The sequence below is a fragment of the Psychrobacter sp. GW64-MNA-CIBAN-0177 genome (genome assembly GCF_040309585.1).
Classification (GTDB): Bacteria; Pseudomonadota; Gammaproteobacteria; order Pseudomonadales; family Moraxellaceae; genus Psychrobacter; species Psychrobacter okhotskensis.
In genome coordinates, this window is sequence record NZ_JBEOOY010000301.1 from 1 (window position 1) to 265 (window position 265).

Genomic DNA, 265 nt, shown 5'->3' on the forward strand with positions numbered 1-265 from the left:
GTCTTATGGATCTTGGTTGTTATCGTGGTCTCCGCCATCGTCGTAGCCTGCCCCTTCGTGGGCAACGTACTAAGACCAATGCGCGTACGCGTAAAGGTCCACGTAAGCCAATAAGAAAGTAACGGGAAGGTAAACCAAAATGGCTAAAGTTCCGTCACGTTCTCCGCGTAAGCGCGTACGTAAACAGGTTGCAGATGGCATGGCTCATATCCATGCGTCTTTCAACAACACAATTGTCACCATTACGGATCGTCAAGGTAATGCG

Annotated in this window: 2 protein-coding genes; both read left to right on the forward strand. The window is 49.4% G+C overall.

Going from position 1 to position 265, the window contains the following annotated elements; all coding sequences use genetic code 11:
* A partial coding sequence (gene rpsM / locus AAEY79_RS15170) for a 30S ribosomal protein S13 (protein WP_352289290.1) occupies positions 1-122 on the forward strand: 122 nt, incomplete at its 5' end.
* A 17-nt stretch (positions 123-139) separates the two neighbouring features.
* A partial coding sequence (rpsK, locus tag AAEY79_RS15175; RefSeq protein WP_352289292.1) for a 30S ribosomal protein S11 occupies positions 140-265 on the forward strand: 126 nt, incomplete at its 3' end.